Below are 17,051 nucleotides of genomic sequence, written 5' to 3'. Positions count from 1 at the left end.
CCTGGACTCAGGACCACTGCCGCGCGGTGGGGGCCGATCGCGCAGTTCCCCGCGCCCCTGAGGTGGGACCGGCAGCCCCTCGCCTCCCGGACCACCGAGCCGGGCCGCCCGCGGCTACGCGGCCGTGGGGCCCTGGACTCAGGACCGCTGCGGCGCGGTGGGGGCCGATCGCGCAGTTCCCCGCGCCCCTGAGGTGGGACCGGCCGCCCCTCGCCTCCCGGACCACCGAGCCGGGCCACCCGCGGCTACGCGGCCGTGGGGCCCTGGACTCAGGACCACTGCGGCGCGGTGGGGGCCGATCGCGCAGTTCCCCGCGCCCCTGAGGTGGGACCGGCCGCCCCTCGCCTCCCGGACCACCGAGCCGGGGCCGCCCGCGGCTACGCGCCCGGTACCCGGGTTGCCGCCGCCGTGTCGTACGCGCGACGCGTCGGGGCGGGGGTGCCGTCGAGGGGGATCTCCACCACCGGCTGCTCCGGGGCGCCGACCTCGGGCACCGCACCGCTCGGGGCACCCGACCCCGCGGCGACCAGAGCCGCCGGGTGGCCGCCGCGACGGCGGACCGCGCCCGGCAGCAGCGGACGCCCGCCGGTGTGCAGCGCGACCGCGGTCATCGGCAGCGCGATTACCAGCAGGCCCGCCCCGAGCACCGCGCCCATCACCGGGAACCCGGCCTGCGCGGACAGCACGCTGCCGGTGAGCGGCCCCGCCGCCGTGCCGAGCGAGGAGGCCGAGCCGACCAGCACGGCCCACCGCCCGCGCGGATCCAGCGAGGCGGCCAGCCCGATCAGGTACGACAGGACGACCGGGTAGACCGTGTTCCAGGCGATCTCACCCGCGGCGAAGCCGGCCAGCCCGGTCGCCGAGGCGCTGAGCACGATGCAGCCCGCGATGAGGACCGTGCCGCCGCCGATGGGCAGCGCGCGCCCCAGCCGTGACCCCAGCGCGCCGGCGCCGACGACGCCCAGCAGCCCGGCGCCCAGCGCCACCGCGAAGACGACGCCCACGGTCGGCTCGGACAGATGGGCCTGGCCCACCCCGATGCGTCCGCTCACGCCCCACAGGGCGTTCTGCGCGAGCGACCACAGCACCATCGCGCCCGCCAGGACCAGCCCCGAACGCCGGTGCGGCAGTCGGGGGGAGGCCGGCTCGGGTCCGGTGACACGGGGAGCGGGCGTGCCGGCCGGCAGCCGGGAAGTCAGCGGCCAGACGGCCACGGCGGTGAGGGCGATGGCGGCCAGCGTGAGGCCGTGCCCCGGCAGATGCGGCACCGTCAGGTACACCAGGCCCGCGAGCGCGGAGACGCTGAGCAGCCCCAGCGTGGACGCCCGGTGCGGATCCCGTTCGGCGGCGATCCGGGTCGCGGCGACCGTCGTGGCCGTGCCGGAGCCGAAGCCGCCGATCACCGCACCGGCGACGACGGCCGGTACGGCGCTGGTGAGGGCGGCCCCGCCGTAGCCGATGACGGCCAGGACGAGACCGAGCCGGGCCATGGTCCGCGCGCCGACCCGCTCCACGCGGGACGCGAGCAGGAACCCGGCGGTGGCGGAGCTCAGCAGCAGCGCGCTGCCGACGGCCCCGGCCTGGGTGGCGGAGAGGTCGAGCCCGCGTTCCAGGCGGCCGACGGTGGTCGGCAGCAGATACGGGGCGAGGTACCCGGCCGTGAAAAGGGCGACGAGGGGCCAGGGGGTGGTGCGAGGGGCGAACACGGGCGTTCCCAGGGCATGCGAAAGGGACGGTGCGAAATGCGAGAGAAAAAGGGGAGCGACGACCGTCGAGCGACAGGAGCGCGCGGGCAATTTGTATCAAGCCGGGGGAGGGCAACGGGAGGGCGCCAGGTGTGATCTGGATCACTCTTTGGTTTATGGGTTCCAGAAGCTGGGCAGTAGCGTCCGCTACCGCCAGTGAACCGCCCCGCCACCTGCGGGAACCGTGCTCTCCACCTTCGTCCGGATCTCACGCATCACGGCGACGATCCGCTCCTCCCGCTCCGGTGTCAGCCGGCCCACCGGCACCGAGCAGCTGATGGCGTCCTGCGCCGGGACGTCGTACCGCAGGGCGAAGCCGAAGCCGACGAATCCGGGCAGCCCTTCCTCGCGGTCCACCGAGTAGCCGCGCTCCCGCACCCCCGCCAGATCGGCCGCCAGCGACGCGCGCGACGTGTGGGTGCGGGGCGTCGCCGCCTCGTAGGGGCCCTCGGGCAGTTCCTCGTCCGGCCGCTGCGCCAGCAGGGCCTTGCCGAGCGCGCCCATGTGCGCCGGCAGCCGCCGTCCGACCCGGCTGATGGTCCGCAGGTACTCGTGCGACTCGCGCGTCGCGAGATACGCCACATCGTGCCCATCGAGCCGCCCCAGGTGGATCGTCTCACCCAGCGCCTCGGACGCCTCGTCGAGATACGGGCGTACGGCCCGCACGCGCGGGTCGGAGTCGAGATAGGCGGTACCGGTGAGCAGCGCGTGGATGCCGATGCCGTACAGCGAGCCGGTGATGTCGGTGCGCACCCAGCCGCGCGAGACCAGGGTCTGCAGCAGCGCGTACATCGAACTGCGCGGCACCTCCAGGGCGTCCGCCAGCTCCTGGAGACGGGCCGGGCGGTCACCGCGCGCGGCGAGCAGTTCCAGCAGCTCCACCGTGCGCGCGGCGGACTTCACCTCGCGCACGCCCCCTGACGCGGCCCCTGTCTCCGGCATGCGCCGATGGTAGTCCGGCGGGAGGAGGTGGGAGCAGGACCATTGACGGGCTCTCGTTCGTATATCTAACCTTCATTTCTATACATGGATGCCATCTACATAGGGAGATGAGCGAGGGTGAGCCCCGATACGGACACGAGCGATACGGCCACCGTGGCGAGACGCCTGGAGGACGGCATGGCGAACGGGGTGCTGTCCTTCCCGCTCACCGCCTTCCACGACGACGGCACCCTCGACCCCGACGGCTTCCGCGCCTATGTCGCGGAACGGATCGCCACCGCCCCCGGCGCCGTCTTCCCCGCCTGCGGCACCGGAGAGTTCTTCTCCCTGGACGAGGACGAGTACCGGCGGGTGGTCACCATCACCGTCGAGGAGAGCGCGGGCCGGATGCCGGTCGTCGCCGGAGTCGGCTACGGCTGGGCGCAGGCCACCCGGTTCGCGCGCATCGCGGAGGAGGCCGGCGCCGACGCCCTCCTCGTCCTGCCGCACTACCTGGTCGCCGCCCCGCAGGACGGCCTCGTCGCCCAGCTGGCCGCGATCTCCGCCCGCACCCGGCTGCCGCTCGTCACCTACCAGCGCGGCCAGGTCGCCTACACCGCCGACTCGCTCAAGCGGATCGCCGCCCTGCCGAACGTCATCGGCCTCAAGGACGGCCACAGCGACCTCGACCGGCTGCAGCGCCTCACCCTCGCCGCCCCCGAGGACTTCCTGTTCTTCAACGGCGCCGCCACCGCCGAGATCCAGGCCCGCGCCTACGCCACCGTCGGCGTCCCCGCCTACTCCTCCGCCGTGCACGCCTTCGCCCCCGAGATCGCGAACGCCTTCTTCACCGCCCTGCGCGACGGCGACGAAGGCACCCTCGACAAGCTGCTGCGCGGCTTCTACGTCCCCTTCGTCGAACTGCGCGACCGCGCCCCGGGCTACGCGGTCTCCCTGGTGAAGGCCGCGGCCCGGCTGCGCGGATGCCGCGTCGGCCCCGTGCGCGCCCCGCTCACCGATCCCGCGGACCGCGACCTCGCCGACCTCAGGACCCTGCTCACCACCGGACTCGACCTCGTAGGAGCCGCCCTGTGACCACGCCGACCGCCCGCTCCCGCGATCTGACCGTCACCGAGGTCCGCCTCACCCCGATCCTGGTCGCCGACCCGCCCCTGCTCAACACCCAGGGCGTCCATCAGCCGTACACCCCCCGCCTGATCGTCGAGGTGGTGACCGCCGACGGAACCACGGGACTGGGCGAGACCTACGGCGACTCCAAGTACCTCGAACTGGCCCGCCCCCTCGCCGACCGGCTGACCGGACGCCGCGCCGACGACCTGAACCGGCTGTACGCCGAGGCCGACGAGGTGGCCGTCGACGCCGCCCGGGTCTCCGGCCAGGTCGACGTGGGCGGGCTGCGCGGCGTGCAGACCGCCGACAAGCTCCGCCTGTCCGTGCTCTCCGCGTTCGAGGTCGCCTGCCTCGACGCCGTCGGCAAGAGCCTCGGCCTGCCCGTGCACGCGCTGCTCGGCGGCAAGGTGCGCGACGCCGTCGAGTTCAGCGCGTACCTCTTCTACAAGTGGGCGGACCACCCGGAGGGCGTGCCGGCCGAGAAGGACGACTGGGGGGCCGCCGTCGACCCGGCCGGAGTCGTCGAGGAGGCCCGCAGGTTCAAGGAGCGGTACGGGTTCACGTCCTTCAAGCTCAAGGGCGGCGTCTTCCCGCCGGACGAGGAGATCGCGGCCGTGCGCGCCCTCGCCGCCGCGTTCCCCGGGCACCCCCTGCGCCTCGACCCCAACGGCGCCTGGACCGTGGAGACCTCGCTGAAGGTCGCGGCGGAACTCGGGGACGTCCTCGAATACCTGGAGGACCCCACCCTCGGCACCCCCGGCATGGCCGAGGTCGCCGCCCGGACCGGGGTGCCGCTCGCCACCAACATGTGCGTGACGACGTTCGCCGAGATCAAGGAGGCCTTCCTCCGGGACGCCGTCCAGGTGGTGCTCTCCGACCACCACTACTGGGGCGGTCTGCGCAACACGCAGCAGCTCGCCGCGATCTGCCGCACCTTCGGCGTCGGCGTCTCCATGCACTCCAACACCCACCTGGGCATCAGCCTCGCCGCGATGACCCAGGTGGCGGCGACCGTGCCCAACCTGCACCACGCCTGCGACTCCCACTACCCCTGGCAGTCGGAGGACGTCCTCACCGAGCGCCTCACCTTCGAGAACGGCACCGTGCGGGTCTCCGACGCCCCCGGCCTCGGCGTCGAACTCGACCGCGACCGGCTGGCCCTCCTGCACCGGCGGTGGCTGGACGACGACGGCTCGCTGCGGGACCGCGACGACGCGGCGGCCATGCGGATCGCCGACCCGGAGTGGACCCAGCCGTCGGTGCCGCGCTGGTGATCTCCCGGCGGGTGGTGAGGGAGTGACGGCCGTCACGATGTCGGTGGGGTGGTGCACACTGGCCTGATCCGCACCATGTCAGGGAGCGCCGTGATGGGGTCCAACGGAAAGGCACGCATCGAGGGACCGGACTGCACGTCCCAGCTCGATCCCCTCGCCGCCCTGCGCACACCGCAGGACCCGCCCTGGGACGTCTATCTCACCGGCACCGTCTTCCTCGACATCGTCTTCACCGGGCTCGATTCCGCCCCGGTACGCGGGACCGAGTCCTGGGCGCGCGGGATGGGGTCGAGCCCGGGCGGTGTCGCCAACATGGCCACCGCCCTGGCCCGGCTCGGCCTGCGCACCTCCCTCGCGGCGGCCTTCGGCGACGACCACTACGGTGAGTACTGCTGGGACGCGCTGCAGCAGGGCGAGGGCATCGACCTCTCCCTGTCGCGCACGGTGCCCGGCTGGCACTCGCCCGTCACCGTCTCCATGGCCTACGAGGGCGAGCGCACCATGGTCTCCCACGGCCACGAACCGCCCCCGGAAGAGCCCGCGCCCGACTGCCCGCCCCGCGCGCGGGCCGCCGTCGCGTCCCTCACCCCCGGCCGCAGCGCCTCCTGGATCGCGCAGGCCGCCCGCAAGGGGGCGCGGATCTTCGGTGACGTCGGCTGGGACGACAGCGGGGCGTGGGACCTGGCCCGGCTGCCCGACCTGCGGTACTGCGAGGCGTTCCTGCCGAACGCGGAGGAGGCGATGCGCTACACGCGCACGGAATGCCCGCGCGCGGCGGCCCGCGCCCTCACCGACCATGTGCCGGTCGCGGTGGTCACCCTCGGGGCGGAGGGCGCCTACGCGGTGGACCGGCGCACCGGGGAGACGGCCTCGGTACCGGCGATCGAGGTCGAGGCGCTCGATCCGACGGGGGCGGGGGACGTGTTCGTCGCCGGGTTCGTGACGGGAACGCTGGCGGGGTGGCCGCTGGCCGACCGGCTCGCCTTCGCGGGGCTCACCGCGGCGCTGTCCGTGCAGGAGTTCGGGGGATCCCTGTCGGCGCCCGGGTGGACCGAGATCGGGGCGTGGTGGCGCCGGGTGCGGTCGGTCGAGGAGCAGGACCCGTCGGCGCTGCACCGCTACGCGTTCCTGGCGGGGCTGGTGTCGGGAGAGCTGGGGCGGCCGTGGCCGCTGCGGAGAGCGGTGCCGACCATCGGCTTCCGCCGGTCGGCCTGACGACGAGGTTCGCTGCGGGGGTCCACCCCCCGCTGGGCAAGCGTCGGCCGCCGCTGGGCGGGGTGGGTTCGCTCGCCGGTGCTTGCCGGGTGCCTCCCCCACTCTCGACTTCGCTCGAGCGGGAGGTACCCCCACCGCCCACCCGTGCCGCCCCAGCGGCACGACTGCCCGCAGCGGCGGTCAGTTGAATGCGTATGCCTCCACCGCGGCGAGGTAGTGGGACCGCAGCTCCTCGTCGTCCTCCAGGAACGCGGCGAGGAACGAGTTCCGCGCCAGTTCCCGAAGCCTCTCCGGGCCCAGCCCCAGCGTCTCGCGCACCGCGTCGTAGGTGTCACCGGCGTAGCCGCCGAAGTACGCCGGGTCGTCGGAGTTGACCGTGCACATCAGCCCCGCCTCGAGCATCGCGGGCAGCGGGTGGTCGGCGAGGGTGTCGACGGTCCGCAGGCGGACGTTGGACAACGGGCACAGGGTGAGCGGCACGCGCTCGCGCACCAGCCGCTCCACCAGTGCCGGGTCCTCCATGCAGCGCAGCCCGTGATCGACCCGTTCGACACCGAGGACGTCCAGCGCCTCGGTGATGTACTCCGGCGGCCCCTCCTCACCGGCGTGCGCCACGCGCCGCAGCCCCAGCGCGGCGGCGGCCTCGTACACCTCACGGAACTTCACCGGCGGATGCCCGACCTCCGCCGAGTCGAGCCCCACACCGGTGATGCGGTCGAGATAGGGCTTGGCGGCGTCCAGCGTCGCCAGGGCGGACTCCGCGGACTCGTCCCGCAGGAAGCACATGATCAGCCGGGTCGACACGCCGTGCCTCTCCGCGCTCCTGCCCAGCGCCCGCCACAGTCCCTCGACCACCGTGCCCATGCCGACGCCGCGCGCGAGGTGCGCCTGCGGGTCGAAGAAGATCTCCGCGTGCCGCACTCCCTGTGCGGCGGCCCGGGCGAGGTAGGCGTCGGCGAGGTCCTCGAAGTCCCGCTCGGTGCGCAGCACCGTCATCAGCTCGTAGTACAGGTTCAGGAAGGACTGCAGATCCTGGAAGCGGTACGCCTCACGGAGCGCGCCGGTGTCGGCGTACGGGAGGTCGATGCCGTTGCGCGCGGCCAGGGAGAAGGCGAGCTCGGGTTCCAGCGTTCCTTCGATATGAAGGTGCAGTTCGGCTTTCGGTACGGGCATCCAACCATCGTACGGCCGCTTCACCGACGCTTCGGAAGCGCTATCCGTTGCAGGTCGTGGGCCACGGTCAGCTCACCGTCGTATCCGGCCGCCCGCGCCTGCCGCTCGAACTCCTCGGGGTCCGAGTAGCGCTGACTGAAGTGCGTGAGCACCAGATGCCGCGCCCCCGCCTCCCGCGCGACCCGCGCCGCCTGTCCGGCCGTCAGATGGCCGAACTCCACGGCGAGTTCCTCCTCCGCGTCGAGGAACGTCGACTCGATGACGAGCATGTCGCAGCCCTCCGCCAGTGCGTACACCCCGTCGCACAGCCGGGTGTCCATGACGAACGCGAACCGCTGCCCGCGCCGCACCTCGCTGACCTCCTCCAGCGGAACCCCGCGCAGCGAGCCCTCGCGCTGGATCCTGCCGACGTCCGGCCCCTTGATGCCGTGCGCGGCCAGCCGCTCGGGCAGCATGCGCCGCCCGTCGGGCTCGACGAACCGGTACCCGTACGCCTCGACGGGATGGGACAGCTTCCGCGCCTCCAGCGTGTAGCCGGGGGTACGGGCGAGTGTGCCGTCGGTGTCGACGGGTGCCTCGGTGAGGGTGACGGTCTCGCGGTAGGCCGTCGCGTAGCGCAGCCGTTCGAAGAAGCGCTGCCCGGAGCGGGGGTAGTGCGCGGTGATCTCGTGCGGCACCTTGTCCAGGTTGATGCGCTGGATCACCCCGGCGAGTCCGAGGGAGTGGTCGCCGTGGAAGTGGGTGACGCAGATCCGGTTGAGGTCGTGGACGGCGACCCCGGCGCGCAGCATCTGGCGCTGGGTGCCCTCGCCGGGGTCGAACAGGATGCCCTCGCCGTCCCAGCGCAGCAGGTAACCGTTGTGGTTGCGGTGGCGGGTGGGGACCTGGCTGGCGGTGCCGAGCACCACCAGTTCACGCACGGACAAGGCCGCCTATCCGGGGGGCCATTCGAGGCCGCGGCCGCCCAGGACGTGGGCGTGCGCGTGCCAGACGGTCTGGCCGGCGCCGCTGCCGGTGTTGAAGACGATCCGGTAGCTCTCCAGCTTTTCCTCGTCCGCCACGGCCTGCGTCTCCCGCAGCACGTCCGCGGCGAGTTCGGGCGCGGCGGCGGCGAGGGCGGCGGCGTCCCGGTGGTGCGCCTTGGGAATCACCAGCACATGCGTGGGCGCCTGGGGATTGATGTCACGGAACGCGATGGTCGTCTCCGTCTCCCGCACGATCGTCGCCGGGATGCTCCCGTCGACGACCTTGCAGAACAGGCAGTCGTCCTGAGGTTCCCCGGCCATACACCCTCCTCGAGCCAGCTGATCACCTTCGTGCATCGTACCCGCGGGCGGTCGTGTCCCTCCCGCTCACGGCAGTGCCGGCGGCTCCTTCGCGGGCGACGCCTCCAGCGCGGCCAGCGCCAGCCGCACCGCCTCGTCCAGCTGGACGTCCCGCCCCGCCGCGTGGTCCTGCGGCCGCTGCACCACCTCGACGTCCGGGTCGACGCCGTGGTTCTCCACGCCCCAGCCGTATCCCTCCAGCCAGAAGGCGTACTTCGGCTGCGTCACCAGCGTCCCGTCGACCAGCCGGTAGCGGCTGTCGATGCCGATCACACCGCCCCAGGTCCGGGTGCCGACCACCGGTCCGATCCCCAGCGCCCGGATCGCCGCGTTCACGATGTCGCCGTCGGATCCGGAGAACTCGTTGGCCACGGCGACGACGGGCCCCCGGGGCGCGTCGCGCGGATAGCTCTCCGCGCGCATCCCGCGCGGCAGGTCCCACCCGACGATGCGCCGGGCCAGCTTCTCCACCACCAGCTGCGAGGTGTGTCCGCCCCGGTTCTCCCGCACATCGACGATCAGCCCCTCGCGCAGCACCTCCACCCGCAGGTCGCGGTGGATCTGCGCCCACCCGGGCGCCTGCATGTCGGGGACATGGATGTAGCCCAGCCGCCCGCCGGACCGCTCCAGCACGTACGCCCGCCGGTCGGCGACCCACGCGTGGTAGCGCAGCGGCTCCTCGTCGGCGAGCGGTACGACCACCGCGTGCCGCGGCTCGCCCCCGCCCGCGGGCGACACGGTCAGCTCGACGGGCTTGCCCGCCGTGCCCACCAGCAGCGGCGCCGGCCCGGTCACCGGGTCGACCGCCTGTCCCGCGACGGCGACGATCGCGTCCCCGACCCGTACGGCGACCCCGGGCGCGGCCAGCGGCGAGCGGGCGTCCGGGTCGGAGGTCTCCGTGGGCAGGATCCGGTCCACCCGCCAACTTCCGTCCTCGTGGCGGGAGATGTCCGCCCCCAGCAGCCCCTGCCGCGCGCCGTCGCCGCCGTACCCGCCGCGCGGGGTGACGTACGCGTGCGAGGTGCCGAGCTCCCCGTGCACCTCCCACAGCAGGTCCACGAGGTCGTCGTGTGTGGCGAGCCGGTCGAGCACGGGCCGGTAGCGGTCCAGGACCCCATCCCAGTCGACGCCGCTCATGTCGGGACGCCAGAAGTTGTCCCGCATGATGCGGCCGTTCTCGTCGAACATCTGCCGCCACTCGGCGGCCGGGTCCACGAACTGCCGGATGCGCCCGAGGTCGACGGTGATGTTGCTGTCGCTGTCGTCGTCCCCGGAGGCGCGCCGGTCGCTGGGTACGACCTTCAGCCGGCCGTCCGTCCACAGCAGCACCCGCTTGCCGTCGCCGCTGACCTCGAAGTGGTCGGCGTCCACGGCGAGATGCTCGATGCGCTGCTGGACGAGGTCGTAGCGCTCCAGGTCGGTCTTGGGGTCGGGGTCGTCGGGCGTGGCCCGGGACGCGCCGAGCACGCCCCGCACCGGGTGCCGCAGCCACAGCACCCCGTCCTTGGCGGCGCGCAGGTTGGTGTAGCGGGCGGCCTCGACCGGGAACGGCACGATGCGGTCGGCGAGGCCGTCGAGGTCGATGCGGGTGGTGGGGGTGCCCTCGCTGTCGGGCGTCTCGTCGCGGTCCGGCGTCTCGAAGGGGCGTCCGTGCCGCTGCGGTCCGAACGGGGACGGGGTGGTCGCCGCCAGGGTGATCAGATACGGGCGCACCCCCTCGACGAAGGCCAGGTCGAAGACGTGCTCGTCGTAGACCGGGTCGAAGGAGCGGCTCGACAGGAACGCCAGGTGCTTGCCGTCGAGGGTGAACGCGGGCGCGTAGTCCTGGAAGCGCAGCGGGGTCGCCTCGGTGACCGACAGGTCGGTGGTGTTGGCCAGGCGGAGCTGGCTCAGCGGGCGCGGGCCGGGGTGGGCCCAGGCGAGCCAGGCGGAGTCGGGCGAGAAGACCAGCCCGGAGACGTCGCCGTTCTCGCTGCGGTCGACCTCCCGGACCTCTCCGGTCTCCCGTTCCACGAGCAGGAGCCGGCCGTCGTGCGAGGCGATCGCTGCCCGGCTGCCGTCGGGCGCCATGGCGAGCTCCACGACCCGGCCCAGCTGCCCGGCGGCGATCCGGCGCGGGGTCGCTCCGGGGGCGAGGCCCGTGGCGGGGGCGAACTCCAGGGCGTCCTCGCCCTCGGCGTCGGTCACCCACACCACCCACTCCTCGCCGTCCGCGCGGAAGGTGCGGGGGCGGCGGGCCCGTACGCCCGGGGTCGCGGCGAGCGCGCGGGCGGGCCCGGAGCGGTGGGTGACCCAGTGGACGGTGCCGCGCACGCAGACGGCGCTGCCGCGCGCGGTGTGGTCGGGGGACGCGGAGCCGAACCAGCGGGCGGCGTTCACCGGGAACGGCGTCAGGTCGACGCGCTGTCCGCCGAGCCGGATGTCGAGGCGGCGCGGCTCGGCCCCGTCGAGGTCGTCGAGGATCCACAGCTCGCCGGCGCTGGAGTAGACGACACGGGTGCCGTCGGTGGCGGCGTGGCGGGCGTAGAAACCCCCGAGGGGGGTGTGCCGGCGCAGGTCGGAGCCGTCGGCGAGGGAGGAGTACAGCGCCCCGGTGCCCTCGTGGTCGGAGAGGAACGCGATCCTGTCCCCCGCCCACAGCGGGTACTCGATGTTCCCGTCGAGGTCCTCGTGCAGCCGTACGAACTCGCCGTCGCCCTCGCGGTCGGTCCACAGCTTGCCCGCGGTGCCGCCCCGGTAGCGCTTCCACCATGCGGCCTCTCGGCCCATCGGCGCGGACAGCAGCACGGTGTGCGGGCCCTGGGCGACGTCGCCGACGGGGCCGTAGGGGAGGGTGGTGGCGGGACCGCCGTCGAGGGGGACGGCGCGGGCCCAGGCGCGGCGCAGGCTGGCCTGGCCCTGGGTGCTGATCACCAGCACCCGTCCGTCCGCCGTCCAGCCGCGCACCTGGGTCTTGAGGCTCCCCCAGTGGGTCAGCCGCCGGGCGGGTCCGCCGTCGACGGGCGCGATGTGCACCTCGGGGGCGCCGTCGCGGGTGGAGGTCCAGGCGACGGTGGCGCCGTCGGGCGAGATCCTCGGGTGGTTCACCGGCACGTTGTCGGCGCTGACCCGCCAGGCGCGGCCGCCGTCGAGCGGGGCGAGCCACACGTCGTCCTCGGCGGTGAAGGCGACCAACTCGCCGTGCAGATGCGGAAACCGGAGGTAAGCGGCGGATGCGACCGATGCAGGCTGTGTCACCCGATCACCCTATGCAGGAGCGGGCGGTCCTGGACAGGGGTTCCGATCACTTGCCCTCGACGGGGCGACAGGACGGGTACTGCTCGCACCACACGGTCGTCGTGACGGTCACGGTGACGGTGGGGCGGGGGCCGCCGCCGTTCTGCGTGGGTTCGCTCACGCGGGGCGGTGAGCTGCCGTCGCAGTCGCCCAGGCCGTCGACGCGGAACACCTGCTTCTCGTCCACCTTCGCGGTCAGATTGCCGCGCACGCAGGCTCCGTTGAGGGCGTGCGTGATCTCGCCGGTGACGGTGATCTCCTTGCCGTCCTGGGTCTCGCCCTGGCAGTCGACGGACGCGGCGGTGTCCCGGCCGGCCTCGTCGTCCTTGTCGTCCCTGTCACCGAAGGACGCGGTGCAGCTGAGCCACCGTACGTCGGCCTTGCGCCGGTTGAGTTCGTCGGTCACGGTCTCGTCGGTCGTGAGCGCGACGGCCGCGGAGCTCAGTCCGCCGCCCTCGCAGGCCGCGACGCCGGTCACGGCGACCGCGGCGAAGCCGACGGCGAGCGCGTGCCGCGGGATCCTCTTCATCGCCCCCATGACGGCAGCCTGCCACCGTCACCGGCGGGACGGTAGAGCGCAAACAGCCACGCGTTACTTCCGCCCCCGCCGCCCCTTCCCGTCCCGAACCTGGGGGCTGCGCCCCCAGACCCCCCTGTCCCCAGCCCCTCCGGCGTGTGAGGAGCGGGGGTCCGGGGGCAGCGCCCCCGGGGTGGGACGGGAAAGGGCGGCGGGGGCGAGAGAACGTCAGGACCAGCGGCCCGTGCGCCCCAGCAGCAGCGCCGCCGCGGCCGTACCCGCCGTGGACGTGCGCAGCACACTGCGTCCCAGCCGGTAGGCCCGCGCCCCGGCCGCCTCGAACAGCGCCAACTCCTCCGGCGACACGCCGCCTTCGGGCCCGACGACCAGCACGATGTCACCGGACACGGGAAGTTCCGCCGTCGCCAGCGGCTCCGTCCCGCTCTCGTGCAGCACCGCGGCGAACGCCGCTTCGGCGAGAAGTGAGGCAACTCCCTTGCTCGTCAAAGCGTCCGCGACCGAGGGAAACCGCACCCGTCGCGACTGCTTGCCCGCCTCACGGGCGGTGGCCCGCCACTTGGCGAGCGACTTCAGCCCGCGCTCGCCCTTCCACTGCGTGATGCACCGCGCCGCCGACCACGGCACGATCGCGTCGACGCCGACCTCGGTCATCGTCTCCACGGCCACCTCGCCCCGGTCGCCCTTGGGCAGGGCCTGGACGACGGTGAGCCTGGGGAACGCCTCGGGCTCCTCGGCCACTTCACCCAGCCGCACGATCAGCCGGTCCTTGCCCTCGGTGGCCTCCACCTCGCCCTCGGCCCAGCGGCCCGCGCCGTCGGTGAGGACGACGCCCTCACCGGACCGCAGCCGTTTCACCGAGACGGCGTGCCGGCCCTCGGGGCCGTCGAGCACGCACCGGCCGGTGCCGTCCGTGGCGAAGTCGTCGACGACGAACACCGGCGCGGTCATCGGGCGCCTCCCGCCGACAACGCTGTCCGGGCGGCGGCGAGTTCGGCGGCCAGGACCTCCACCAGCTGTCCGGCGGGCAGCTCACGGGCCATCCGGTGGCCCTGTCCCGCCCACAGTGCCAGGCCCTGCGGATCACCGGCCTTGGCGGCGGCCTTGCGCAGCGGTGCGGTGAGATGGTGGACGTCCGGGTAGGCGGCGGGCGCGTACGGGCCGTGCTCGCGCACGAAGCGGTTGACCAGGGCGCGGGCCGGGCGGCCGGAGAAGGCGCGGGTCAGCTCGGTGCGGACGTACAGGGGGCTGGTGAGGGCCTGCTTGTGCAGGGCGTGCGCGCCGGACTCGTGGGCGGCGAGGAAGGCGGTACCGAGCTGGGCCGCGGCGGCACCGGCCGCGAGGACGGCGGCGATCTGGCCGCCGCGCATGATGCCTCCGGCGGCGATGACCGGGATGCCGACGGCCTCCCGGACCTGGGCGACGAGGGACAGCACTCCGAGGCCGGAGCCCGCCGCCTCCGGGACGTCGCGGTGGGTGCCCTGGTGACCGCCGGCCTCGACGCCCTGCGCGATCACCGCGTCCGCACCGGCCCGCTCCACGGCCCGGGCCTCCTCCGCCGTGGTGGCGGTGACCAGCGTGAAGGTGCCGACACGGCGCAGCGAGTCCAGCACCTCGCGGGACGGCACACCGAAGTGGAACGACACCACCGGCACCGGGTTGTCCAGCAGCACGGCGAGCTTGGCGTCGTAGCCGTCGTCACGGCCGCTGTCGGGGTCGCCGAGCTCCGTCTCGTACCAGGAGGCCTCACCGGCCAGCTGATGGGCGTAGACACCGACCGCGGCCGGGTCGGCGGTCTCCGGCTGTGGCAGGAAGAGGTTGACGCCGAAGGGCCGTGCGGTCAGCCCTCGCAGCTGCTTGATCTCCTGGTACATCCCGTCCGCGGTCTTGTACCCGGCGGCCAGGAAACCGAGCCCGCCCGCCTCGGACACGGCCGCGGCGAGCTGCGGCACGGCGACACCGCCCGCCATCGGCGCCTGCACGATCGGGTGCGGGAAGAGATCGGTCGGTACGGAGGACATGACGGCATGTTGTCACGTCCCCCGGCCAACTCCGAATCGGCCCTTTCCCTTGGCATAAGCCACTTTTCGGAGGCGTCCGCCCCGGGCGTCACCGCCCTCCGCAAGCGCCCTCACCGCCCGTTGAAGGCGTCCTCACCGCCCGTTGAAGGCGTCCTTCAGCCGGGAGAACAGCCCCTGCTGCCCGGGTTGGAACTGGCCCGTGGGGCGTTCCTCGCCGCGGAGCTTGGCGAGTTCGCGCAGGAGGCGTTCCTGTTCGGGGTCGAGCTTGGTCGGGGTCTGGACCTCGACGTGGACGATGAGGTCGCCCCGGCCACCGCCGCGCAGATGCGTGACGCCCCGGCCGTGCAGCGGGATCGACTGGCCGGACTGGGTGCCGGGCCGGATGTCGACCTCCTCCATGCCGTCCAGCGTCTCCAGCGGCACCTTGGTGCCGAGGGCCGCCGCGGTCATCGGGATGGTGACCGTGCAGTGCAGGTCGTCGCCGCGCCGCTGGAACGTGGGGTGCGGGAGTTCGTGGATCTCCACGTACAGGTCGCCGGCCGGACCGCCGCCGGGCCCGACCTCGCCCTCACCGGCCAGCTGGATCCGGGTGCCGTTGTCGACACCGGCCGGGATCTTGACCGTGAGCGTGCGCCGGGAGCGGATCCGTCCGTCGCCCGCGCACTCCGGGCAGGGGGTGGGGACGACCGTGCCGAAGCCCTGGCACTGCGGGCAGGGGCGGGACGTCATGACCTGCCCCAGGAAGGACCGCGTGACCTGCGAGACCTCACCGCGGCCACGGCACATGTCACACGTCTGCGCGGTGGTGCCGGGCGCGGCGCCCTCGCCGTTGCAGGTGGTGCAGACGATCGCCGTGTCGACCTGGATGTCCTTGGTGGTGCCGAACGCGGCCTCGTCCAGCTCCACCTCGATGCGGATCATCGCGTCCTGGCCCCGGCGGGTGCGCGAGCGCGGCCCGCGCTGCGACGCCGTGCCGAAGAACGCGTCCATGATGTCGGAGAAGTTGCCGAAGCCACCGGCTCCGAAGCCGCCCGCGCCCCCGGCGCCGCCGGCCCCCGAGAGCGGGTCGCCGCCGAGGTCGTAGACCTGCTTCTTCTGCGGGTCCGACAGCACCTCGTAGGCGGCGTTGATCTCCTTGAACCGCTCCTGGGTCTTCGGATCCGGGTTGACGTCCGGATGCAGCTCGCGGGCGAGCCGCCGGAAGGCCTTCTTGATCTCCTCCTGCGACGCGTCGCGGCGCACGCCGAGTACGGCGTAGTAGTCCGTGGCCACTACGACTCCGCCAGGATCTGTCCGACGTACCGTGCCACTGCGCGTACCGCTCCCATCGTTCCCGGGTAATCCATGCGTGTCGGTCCGACGACGCCGAGCTTGGCAACCGCCTCGCCGCCCGAACCGTAGCCCACCGACACGACGGACGTGGAGTTGAGTCCTTCATGGGCGTTCTCATGACCGATACGGACGGTCACGCCCGGATCCTTCGCCTCGCCGAGCAGCTTGAGGAGCACGACCTGCTCCTCGAGCGCCTCCAGGACGGGCCGGATCGTGAGGGGGAAGTCATGTCCGAAGCGGGTGAGATTGGCGGTGCCGCCGATCATCAGCCGCTCCTCGTTCTCCTCGACGAGCGTCTCCAGGAGAGTGGAGAGCACCGTCGAGACCGTACCGCGGTCCTCGGATTCGAAGGCCTCCGGGAGGTCCTCCACCAGACTCGGTACATCCGTGAACCGGCGGCCCGCGACCCGGCTGTTCAGCCGCGCCCGCAGATCCGCCAGGGACGACTCGCCGAACGGCGCCGGGCAGTCGACCATGCGCTGCTCGACCCGGCCGGTGTCCGTGATCAGCACCAGCATCAGCCGCGCGGGCGCCAGCGACAGCAGCTCCACGTGCCGCACCGTGGACCGGGTCAGCGACGGGTACTGCACGACGGCGACCTGCCGGGTGAGCTGCGCGAGCAGCCGTACGGTCCTGGCGACCACGTCGTCGAGGTCGACGGCGCCCTCGAGGAAGTTCTGGATGGCGCGCCGCTCTGGCGCGGTCATCGGCTTGACGCCGGCGAGCTTGTCGACGAACAGCCGGTAACCCTTGTCGGTGGGGATGCGCCCTGCGCTGGTGTGCGGCTGGGCGATGAAGCCCTCGTCCTCCAGGGCCGCCATGTCGTTGCGCACGGTGGCCGGGGAGACGCCGAGGTTGTGCCGCTCGGTGAGCGCCTTGGAGCCGACGGGCTCCTCGGTGCCCACGTAGTCCTGGACGATGGCGCGCAGCACCTGGAGCCTGCGTTCACTGAGCATCGCGCACACCTCCAGTAGCTTCGCCCGGTCACGTCTCTGGCACTCTTCGCACGCGAGTGCCAGACTTCCCCGGCCCAGTGTACGGCCGGGGGGTACGCACGGGGCAAGGCCGGTCCCACGCCCGTCGCGCCGGGCGGCGCCGTCCCC

At 73.3% G+C, this 17,051-nt stretch carries 14 protein-coding genes; 3 read left to right on the top strand and 11 right to left on the bottom strand.

Features of this window, described 5'->3' with window-relative positions:
• Positions 1–377: 377 nt before the first annotated feature.
• Both ACZ44S_RS00685 and ACZ44S_RS00680 read right to left on the bottom strand, forming a co-directional pair.
• Positions 378–1,706, bottom strand: coding sequence for an MFS transporter (locus ACZ44S_RS00685; protein ID WP_466922711.1), 1,329 nt, complete (start codon positions 1,704–1,706; stop codon positions 378–380).
• A gap of 186 nt (positions 1,707–1,892) precedes the next feature.
• Complete coding sequence (locus ACZ44S_RS00680) at positions 1,893–2,687, bottom strand: IclR family transcriptional regulator (protein ID WP_466922708.1); 795 nt, start codon at positions 2,685–2,687, stop codon at positions 1,893–1,895.
• Between the two features lie 177 nt (positions 2,688–2,864).
• Between ACZ44S_RS00680 and ACZ44S_RS00675 the strand changes: the two genes are divergently transcribed.
• The 3 genes from ACZ44S_RS00675 to ACZ44S_RS00665 all read left to right on the top strand — a co-directional run bounded on the left by ACZ44S_RS00675 (position 2,865) and on the right by ACZ44S_RS00665 (position 6,286).
• On the top strand, positions 2,865–3,761 hold the full coding sequence (locus tag ACZ44S_RS00675; RefSeq protein WP_466923617.1) for a 5-dehydro-4-deoxyglucarate dehydratase: 897 nt from the start codon (positions 2,865–2,867) through the stop codon (positions 3,759–3,761).
• Positions 3,758–5,071, top strand: coding sequence for a glucarate dehydratase family protein (locus tag ACZ44S_RS00670; RefSeq protein WP_466922705.1), 1,314 nt, complete (start codon positions 3,758–3,760; stop codon positions 5,069–5,071). The genes ACZ44S_RS00675 and ACZ44S_RS00670 overlap by 4 nt, the downstream gene beginning before the upstream one ends.
• Positions 5,072–5,164: 93 nt before the next feature.
• A complete protein-coding gene (locus ACZ44S_RS00665; RefSeq protein WP_466922702.1) occupies positions 5,165–6,286 on the top strand; it encodes a carbohydrate kinase family protein in 1,122 nt (373 codons plus the stop codon).
• 180 nt (positions 6,287–6,466) lie between these two features.
• On the opposite strand, the gene ACZ44S_RS00660 is transcribed toward ACZ44S_RS00665, so the two are convergent.
• The 9 genes from ACZ44S_RS00660 to hrcA form a co-directional block, all read right to left on the bottom strand.
• A complete protein-coding gene (locus tag ACZ44S_RS00660; protein ID WP_466922699.1) occupies positions 6,467–7,459 on the bottom strand; it encodes an adenosine deaminase in 993 nt (330 codons plus the stop codon).
• A gap of 20 nt (positions 7,460–7,479) precedes the next feature.
• Entirely contained in the window at positions 7,480–8,385 is a 906-nt protein-coding gene (locus ACZ44S_RS00655) for a ribonuclease Z (protein ID WP_466922696.1), read from the bottom strand.
• 6 nt (positions 8,386–8,391) lie between these two features.
• Positions 8,392–8,745 carry an HIT domain-containing protein gene (locus ACZ44S_RS00650; RefSeq protein ID WP_466922693.1) on the bottom strand — a complete coding sequence of 118 codons (354 nt, stop codon included), beginning with the start codon at positions 8,743–8,745 and terminating at the stop codon, positions 8,392–8,394.
• 66 nt (positions 8,746–8,811) lie between these two features.
• Complete coding sequence (locus ACZ44S_RS00645; protein WP_466922690.1) at positions 8,812–12,021, bottom strand: S41 family peptidase; 3,210 nt, start codon at positions 12,019–12,021, stop codon at positions 8,812–8,814.
• Between the two features lie 46 nt (positions 12,022–12,067).
• Complete coding sequence (locus ACZ44S_RS00640; RefSeq protein ID WP_466922687.1) at positions 12,068–12,598, bottom strand: hypothetical protein; 531 nt, start codon at positions 12,596–12,598, stop codon at positions 12,068–12,070.
• 207 nt (positions 12,599–12,805) lie between these two features.
• Positions 12,806–13,546: a 16S rRNA (uracil(1498)-N(3))-methyltransferase gene (locus ACZ44S_RS00635; protein ID WP_466922684.1), complete on the bottom strand. Its 741-nt coding sequence runs from the start codon at positions 13,544–13,546 to the stop codon at positions 12,806–12,808.
• Positions 13,543–14,616 (bottom strand): nitronate monooxygenase, encoded by a 1,074-nt coding sequence (locus ACZ44S_RS00630; RefSeq protein WP_466922681.1) that lies wholly within the window; start codon positions 14,614–14,616, stop codon positions 13,543–13,545. Before ACZ44S_RS00630 ends, ACZ44S_RS00635 begins: the two co-directional genes overlap by 4 nt.
• A 132-nt stretch (positions 14,617–14,748) precedes the next feature.
• Positions 14,749–15,888 (bottom strand): molecular chaperone DnaJ, encoded by a 1,140-nt coding sequence (dnaJ, locus tag ACZ44S_RS00625; RefSeq protein ID WP_466922678.1) that lies wholly within the window; start codon positions 15,886–15,888, stop codon positions 14,749–14,751.
• Entirely contained in the window at positions 15,888–16,904 is a 1,017-nt protein-coding gene (gene hrcA, locus ACZ44S_RS00620) for a heat-inducible transcriptional repressor HrcA (RefSeq protein WP_190166166.1), read from the bottom strand. Before hrcA ends, dnaJ begins: the two co-directional genes overlap by 1 nt.
• Positions 16,905–17,051 lie beyond the last annotated feature (147 nt).

It is taken from the genome of Streptomyces malachitofuscus (assembly GCF_055571035.1).
Note: the sequence above shows the minus strand (reverse complement) of the source record. Positions and strands in the feature narration are given on the sequence as shown.